We start from the raw sequence: 7,878 nt of genomic DNA on the forward strand, positions 1-7,878 counted from the left end.
TCCCATGTCATTCCATTAAATTATTTCCCGTGGTATCTAATGTTAAAAGTGATCCTTCAGACGGAACTCCTCCAACATTTTCGATTGTTATTGACACTTGATCACTCTGCGCTAGGTCAATGGGATAAACGTTTTCTGCTTTCTTCAGCCCATATTGTGCAATTACTCTATCTTGATTTCTTACAACCAAACGTAAATTATTTTGATCCGCAGAGATTTTCAATTTTAAATGATTAAAGGACTTCGTATCATGGATCGAAAAAGTTAGCTGTTCATCTGGGCTTTTGTACAACCATGTTTTGGTTCCGTCATAATCAAAATTGGTTTGACGTGCAGGCACATCCAAGAGTGACAATAAATAATTCGGTTGGTAAACAAAAGGCTGGTCTGGATAAGCTACTTGTAACTTTTTGCTAAGGTGATCGACTAGCGCTCGCGTGATTGGCTTCTTTTTTTTATAAAGATGCAGTTTAGAGCCATTTAAGCGATATGTTTTATACAACGAAAAGTATTCCTTCATCAACGGATCCTTCAACAACAGCTCATAAGGCTGATAACTGATTTGTTGAATCGAAGTAAAATCAGTAGAAAATGGTACCGCCATGATAATGTACTCACAATAAAACAATTGCGAAGGGAAACCATCTCTTGTATCCACAATTTTTCCATTTAATAAATAAGGAGCAGCATCTACTTCTTTCGGTAGACCAATTCGTTTAAGTTTTTCCGATGAAAAAATTTGTCCCTCGCCGATCGGATAAACATTTGAGTGATCCGCTCCAACGATTTTCTTTAAGTCTTGATTAATCTCCTGATAATTTTGATAATCTGGTTCTTTAACCGGATACTGATAGTTTTGTGAAAAAAATGGTCTTACACTAGTAGTGAAATATTCGAATGACTGTGAATAACTCCCTAAGAAATTAAAAACACTCAGTAATAAGACAAAAGAATAGAAAAGACCGCTGACACTTGTACCAGCTTTCGCTCGAACCCAATCCGAACAATAAGCAATCAAACTTACTATAAAAATGACGATCGTTGGAACAACTAAATAGCGGTGATGAAAACCAATTTCTTGAATATAGCGAAAGATTCCCACAGATAAAACCAAAGTCGTTACAAGACCAATAGTCACATATCTTGTCGGCTTGTTAACAAGAAAAATAGGAAAACTCCAAAAAAATGGAATAAACCAAAGCATTCCGAGAGCCAAAATGATTTCAGATATATTTTTTACCACTCCACTAGTCTTATAAGCACTATATAAATCGGCATAATTTTTACCGATAAACATTTCGATTAATTGAGGGTTAATTATTAATACTAGTATGATGATAACAATAAAAGTAATGATTATTTTTTTAAGTGTATTGATCAATTGAGTTTTTTTGATTTGTTTTGCCGTTGTCAGCAGCAGCGCCAAAACCAATCCCGTGAGATAGATCGCGTACCAGCGTCTCGCTATCAACAGAAGCAACATCGTAAACGCAATCATCAAAAAATCTTTTTGAGTATAGGCAGCGAGATTCCAATCATCGAGTAGCATCAGCAGTAGTAATACAAACAATAGCCCACCAATGTCCACATAACCTAATAAGACTGGCGCTAAAAAGACCGGAATCAATAAGACGATCAGATATAACCCACTTACACTTTTCCAATCTCTTTTTAACGGATTGATTTTTTGGACCAAGCTTAGGCTATAGATGGTCAATAAAAAACAGGTTGGCAGATAATAGGCTAACAGTGTCGCACTAACAAAACCTGTAAAACTAACTCCTAAAAACTGGCTGAAAAAGACTAACGGAAAAGCCAAAAAATCATTATATTCCGTTCCTAAAGATGCTCTTAAATGAGTCAAATAATCTGGTATTGATACTGAGATCAATTTTCTTCCTTCGATTACTTTAATCCAGTAATTCGAAAAATCGTATACCTTAATAACTTGTTCCTGTTCAAGGTATGAAGCAACAAATCCGATCAAAAGGACGGCCGATAAACCGATTGTCAAGGCTATCAAATAAAAATCTTTTTTAGTTAAGCGCAATTTCTGAATTGTTGGTTGACTATTTTTTACGAAGAAAATTACGATTAAAGCGATTACGCTAATTTGAAATAATAGTGAACAAAACAATCTATATGTTGGGATGATTGGCTGTAAAACAATCGCCACAAGAATAAATGCTAAAAAGGACAGTACGTATATAACTAACGGCTTATTTATTTTCACGAATCGTTTCCTCATTCAAATCAATCGTTGACTCTTCAATAATATATTTGGGACGGCGTTTTACTTCATAATAGATTTTTCCAACGTACTCACCAATTACTGATATTCCAATTAATTGAATCCCACAAAGCAACCACAGGCTTAATACTAATGAAGACCAACCGGGAACCGGATGATTAAATGTTTTTTGAAACAAAATATAGACCGCGTAAAAAACTCCAAATAAAAAGGTCGACAATCCAATATTTCTCGTCCATTGAATTGGCGCAATCGAAAATGAGGTGATACCATCGATAGCCAAATGAATCATTTTATGGATTGAGTATTTGGTTTTTCCGGCCACTCGTTCTTTTCTAGAATAAAATACCTTAGTACTTGGAAAACCAATTAACGGAATAATCCCTCTTAGATATAAATTACTTTCTGCATATTCATCAAGGAGTAGAGCCGTCCGCTTGCTCATTAAACGAAAGTTAGCATGATTCTTTATCATTTGTGGATTTATTTTTTTCATAAGGTAATAAAATAATTCTGCACTGACTCGTTTGAAGTAATGGTCAGTATCACGGCAATTTCTGACACCATAAACAATATCAGATCCTTGCTGAAAAGCTTCTAACATCTCGTCAATGACTAAATAGTCATCTTGTAAATCTGCATCCAGTGTAACGACAGCATCCACCTTTTTGGCAATCGCAGTCACCCCAGCCCATAATGCGCGCTGCTGTCCAAAATTTCTTGAAAATTTAATTCCACGGACCTGCTTATCAGTTTGAATCAATTCCTTAATAAGTTCCCACGTGCCGTCATTACTGCCATCATCCACAAAAAGAATCAAGCTATCTGCTGAAACTTTATCATTAGCTATCAGTCCAGACATAAATTGAGCAATTTTGCTATACGTATCCATAATGATTTCATCTTCATTGTAACAAGGTAAAACTATTCCTAAACGGATCATATATTCCCTCCTTTTTATTAACAAGCTTGTCAGCGATATAGCCTTTTCCGCCTCGATAAGCCTTATTTTGATTTTTAGGATTTTATCGTATCCTGAAATAATTTGTTCAATAATAGTTCATACTATATTTCCATAAAACGGATATCATTTTATAAGAAATGTTATCTTAATTAACAAACTGTATATAACAATTAAACCATTTTATTATAATAAATGCGACAATTAAAAATAATAAAAATCAATATTTTGTTATTTGATAACTACAAACTAACTATAATCGCATACATAGATTGTCTCTATAAAAAAATTTCAAAACAAAAATACCGACGAGTTTTTTCTCGTCGGTATCTGGTCTAGGTACTATTCTTGCTTTTATTTGAGAACAATTTTAGTTTTTATAAATATTTTGGTCATAACGTTTGAATCTCTGATACCACAGCAACGGCTACTATCGCAAAATAACTTTTACATTCGCAATACTTCCCTCACCGCTGCTGGCAGCTCCTCCACTGTTTTAACTATTTTTTCTGGCTGAGCTTCAGCTAATTCTTCATAATGACCAAAACCATATAATACGCCAATACTTCTCAGCTGGTTAGCCTTTGCTCCGAGAATATCAAATTTCCGATCCCCAATCATGACAGCAGCAGAATCCTTCAACTGAGCCAAAGCATAAGTGATCACGTCAACTTTCTTAGAACGCTCACCGATTAAGTCGGCCCCAAAAACACCCGCAAAATATTTCGTTAAGCCAATACCTTCAATAATCTGGCGAGCAAATACTTCCGGCTTCGAAGTCGCCACCGCTAACGTATATTCTTTTGACAGGTTCCCCAGCATCTCTGCTACCCCATCATAAACAGATAACTGCTGAATTCCATGCTCTGCAAAGTATTCCCGATAGAAGCCTTCTGCTTGGCGGGCTTCCTGATCCGTCAATTCATATAAATGATGCAACGTCTCCCGTAACGGCGGCCCAATAAAACTGTGGAGCGTCTCTTCATCAGGAATCGGCAGGATCATCTTCGTCAGCATATAACGAATACTCTTCAAAATTCCTTCACTGGAATCAGTCAATGTACCATCAAGATCAAACAATACTACTTTTTTCATGTTTTCCCTCCTATTTATCCTCTTACTGATTCTACCTATAAATAGTGGCAGAAGCAAAATTCTTGCTGAAAAGCGAACTATCAGATAAACTTACTTTTAGTAAGAACTTAGGAGGAATTATTATGGACACACAAATTCGCGGATTACACCACGTGACAGCTATGACTTCAAGCGCCGAAAAAAATTATCGCTTCTTTACTGATATTTTAGGCTTACGTATGATTAAAAAAACCGTCAACCAAGACGATATCGAGACTTATCATTTATACTTTACCGATGATGCCGGCGCACCAGGAACTGATATGACGTTCTTTGATTTTCCAAACATTCCTAAAGGGACTAAAGGAACCAACAGCATCTCTCGAACGGGCTTCCGGGTTCCAACGGACGCTTCCTTAGACTATTGGACTAAACGCTTCTCTGACCTGAATGTCGAACATGGCGAGATCAAAGAACGCTTCGGTAAAAAATACTTAGAATTTCATGATTATGACGACCAATTATTCCAATTAGTCTCAGATGAAAAAAATCATGGTGTCGCTGGCGGAACACCTTGGAAGAATTCAAATGTTCCGGCTGAACACGCAATTATCGGCTTAGGGCCAACCATCGTAACGGTCGCAAAATTTGAACACCTAAAATTAGTTTTAGAAAATCTATTAGGCTTTGAAGAGACCGCCGAAGAAGGCAGCCTCCATCAATTTGAAGTTGGCGAAGGCGGCAATGGCGCAACGATTCTCGTAGACGACCAACCAGATATGATTCCTGCCCAAGAAGGCTACGGCAACGTTCACCATTTAGCCTTACGAGTGGCTGATGATGAAGCATTACGTGATTGGATCGAAAAAATCAATGCCTTGGAATTCCCAAGCTCAGGCTTTGTTGATCGGTTCTATTTCCAATCCGAATATTTCTTAGCAGCACCAAATGTGTTATTCGAGCTAGCAACAGATGGCCCTGGTTTCTTGCAAGATGAAAGCTATGAACATGCAGGTGAAATCTTATCCTTACCGCCACATCTACAATCAAAACGTGAAGAAATCGAAGAATATGTACGACCTTTTGATACTTCAGACGCGAACCATAAACGTCAATAAGGAGGAAACTATGCTTTTCTTTCCCGCAAATGAATTGACGACGAAACAAAATTATAAATTTTTAACCGGTAGCATCATTCCCAGACCGATTGCTTGGATTACTACTCGTAACGAGGAAACAGGCATAGTCAATGCCGCCCCATTCAGCTACTTCAATGTCGTGGCTAAGGATCTGCCGCTAGTTAGTCTTTCGATCAATCGTAAAAGTGCTGAAATGAAAGATACGGCAGCCAACCTGCTCCAGCAAAAAGAAGGCGTCATTCACATCGTCAATGATGAGCTGCTACATGAGATGAATCAATCTGCCGCTTCACTGCCATCGACTGAAAGTGAATTAACTGGAACAAACTTGGCATTAATAGATAGCCAAGCCGTCTCTGTTCCTGCGATTAAAGCGGCGCCGCTTTATTTCGAAGTCCGGTTGCATCAATACGTCCCTATTACTGGAACCGATGAGAAGATCATCAGTGATCTTTTTATCTTAGAAGTCTTGAATTATCATTTTTCAGAGAGCCTCTTTGATCAGGAAAAAGAATACATTGACGCATTAAAATTAAATCCCCTGGCACGCTTAGCAGGCAATACTTATAGTCATCTTTCTGATTTAGTTGACATCAAGCGTCCAAATTAAGAAGCAGCGGACTTATTGAAGGTCCGCCGCTTCTTTTTTTATAAGTTAATTAAGTACCTTCAACAATTATTTTTTGATATAGTAAGCCAGAACAGATAAGGAGTGAACCAACTTGAAAAAAATAGGAAAGGTTTTACTACGGCTAATAATTGGATTAATCGTGCTGATTGGTATTCTATACGGAGCCGTATTTCTTGGCCATCGAGTCTTTTTCCAAATGCCACATACAGCTGAAGCAACGATTCCAGTGTTGGGAGAAGGTGATTTTGCTTTTGGTGCTGCCAGTCGCCAGCAGCCAAAAACGACTGAAGAGTATATCAAAGTCTTAGCTCAGCAAGTAAAATCCTACAATGAAAAGACTTCAACCTTGTGGCTAAACAATACTAAAACAAATCAACTATTAATCGCTCAAGATATCAAAACAAAGAAGATCTATCGGATTGAACCTGATGGCCGTTATAAAACCATCACTTCTGATGAACTAGATAAATTAGGCGGCCGGCAAATGAAACTTAATGGGGACTGGGCCCAACTCAAAAAAGATGGTGCCTCTGGTGCGGTCGTAGCCGTCGATCCCGCAGCATTGACCAACTATTATACATTCCAACGTTACGAGCATTTAGGTACCTATGATCCCTTCATTACCTATGCTCACGAACTTTTCCATGCCATCCCACAAGAGACTTGGAAAAAGACCACTTACGGCAATACCGAGCGTGACGAGCGCCTAGATGATAGCACCGCACGTAGAACCCGAATGCTATTACAACAACAATTGACCCTTGCTATCAGCGATCCACCCAATCGTGAGGCTCACATTAAAGATGCTCTAGCAACGTACAAAGCCTATCAAAAGAATGATCAAAAAGATTATCAAGCCACTCTCCTTAGTGATCGCTTGGAAGGAACCGCTTATTACTATGAATTAAAAGCTAGTCTCTACGCCGGCTACCCTGATACGATAAAGACAGACGACGATGTCTATCGCGCCCTTAGTGTGATCCTTAAAGATGACAATCCTGCTTACCGTGATTCAGGCGCAACGATTGAAGGCTATGCTATCGGCGGTTATTCCGCGATTCTTCTAGATCTACTGGCAAAAGAACAGAATCAAGATCCAAATAGCTGGAAAAAAACAATCGAAGAAAATGGCGAGACCACACCCTTAACCCTACTAGAACAAAAATTTGAAAATACTCCGCTGCCGGAGGCAAAAGCGATTCCTTCTGAAAAGAAATACAAAGAATGGCTCAAGCAAACAGACAACATTAATCCAAAAGGCAATGGACCAGAAAACATCTTCAACCTTGCATACGGTATTCTATATTAGAAAAAAAAGCTTTAGCTTCCAGAATAACAGGAAGCTAAAGCTTTTCATTTTTTTATTTACGTAAGTCAACGATCGGCACATTACCGTCAATCACACCGCTCGGACTTTTCAGTTTAATCAAAGCTAAACGGTCATCATACTCCAAACTCATTTGATCATCTAAATAAATTTTAGAATATTCTTTAATAGGAATTTCTCCCACATCACTATCGATGTCTAAAGTATAATCTGAACGATCTTGATCCTGCGACAAGACTAGCAAACGAAAACTTGTATCTAAAGAACAAACGCCCATCTTCGAATACTTTCCCGCACCATCATCTAAATCTAGAACCACTATGCCTTCTTTTTTGAAACTTGAAAGACGATCTTTTAATTCATCCGCTACTTTTAAATACATTTCTATCATCTCCTCAAAACAAGCATAGCATTTTTTCATGTATTAAGGATAACCATTTGCTCAAATGTAATTTCACAAATTTATTCAAAAAAAAGACAATCAATTGATTGTCT

7 protein-coding genes are annotated in these 7,878 nt (G+C 37.8%); 3 read left to right on the forward strand and 4 right to left on the reverse strand.

The features are described from left to right. Nucleotides 1-7 precede the first annotated feature (7 nt). From RV00_RS09510 to RV00_RS09520, 3 genes are all read right to left on the reverse strand, one after another. Nucleotides 8-2,233, reverse strand: coding sequence for a hypothetical protein (locus tag RV00_RS09510; protein WP_071862366.1), 2,226 nt, complete (start codon nt 2,231-2,233; stop codon nt 8-10). Continuing rightward, nucleotides 2,220-3,194, reverse strand: coding sequence for a glycosyltransferase family 2 protein (locus RV00_RS09515; RefSeq protein ID WP_071862367.1), 975 nt, complete (start codon nt 3,192-3,194; stop codon nt 2,220-2,222). Before RV00_RS09515 ends, RV00_RS09510 begins: the two co-directional genes overlap by 14 nt. Nucleotides 3,195-3,659: 465 nt before the next feature. After that, nucleotides 3,660-4,307, reverse strand: coding sequence for an HAD hydrolase-like protein (locus RV00_RS09520; protein WP_071862368.1), 648 nt, complete (start codon nt 4,305-4,307; stop codon nt 3,660-3,662). Nucleotides 4,308-4,429: 122 nt separating this feature from the next. Between RV00_RS09520 and RV00_RS09525 the strand changes: the two genes are divergently transcribed. The 3 genes from RV00_RS09525 (at nt 4,430) to RV00_RS09535 (ending at nt 7,365) form a co-directional block, all read left to right on the forward strand. Further along, nucleotides 4,430-5,404 (forward strand): ring-cleaving dioxygenase, encoded by a 975-nt coding sequence (locus RV00_RS09525; protein ID WP_071862369.1) that lies wholly within the window; start codon nt 4,430-4,432, stop codon nt 5,402-5,404. A gap of 10 nt (nt 5,405-5,414) precedes the next feature. Continuing rightward, a complete protein-coding gene (locus RV00_RS09530) occupies nt 5,415-6,035 on the forward strand; it encodes a flavin reductase family protein (protein ID WP_071862370.1) in 621 nt (206 codons plus the stop codon). A gap of 112 nt (nt 6,036-6,147) precedes the next feature. Continuing rightward, complete coding sequence (locus RV00_RS09535) at nt 6,148-7,365, forward strand: hypothetical protein (protein WP_071862371.1); 1,218 nt, start codon at nt 6,148-6,150, stop codon at nt 7,363-7,365. A 52-nt stretch (nt 7,366-7,417) separates the two neighbouring features. Here the strand turns inward: RV00_RS09535 and RV00_RS09540 are convergent, their stop codons facing one another. Then, nucleotides 7,418-7,765: an iron-sulfur cluster biosynthesis family protein gene (locus RV00_RS09540; RefSeq protein WP_071862372.1), complete on the reverse strand. Its 348-nt coding sequence runs from the start codon at nt 7,763-7,765 to the stop codon at nt 7,418-7,420. Nucleotides 7,766-7,878 lie beyond the last annotated feature (113 nt).

The organism is Enterococcus devriesei, from assembly GCF_001885905.1.
In the GTDB taxonomy this organism is placed as follows: domain Bacteria; phylum Bacillota; class Bacilli; order Lactobacillales; family Enterococcaceae; genus Enterococcus_A; species Enterococcus_A devriesei.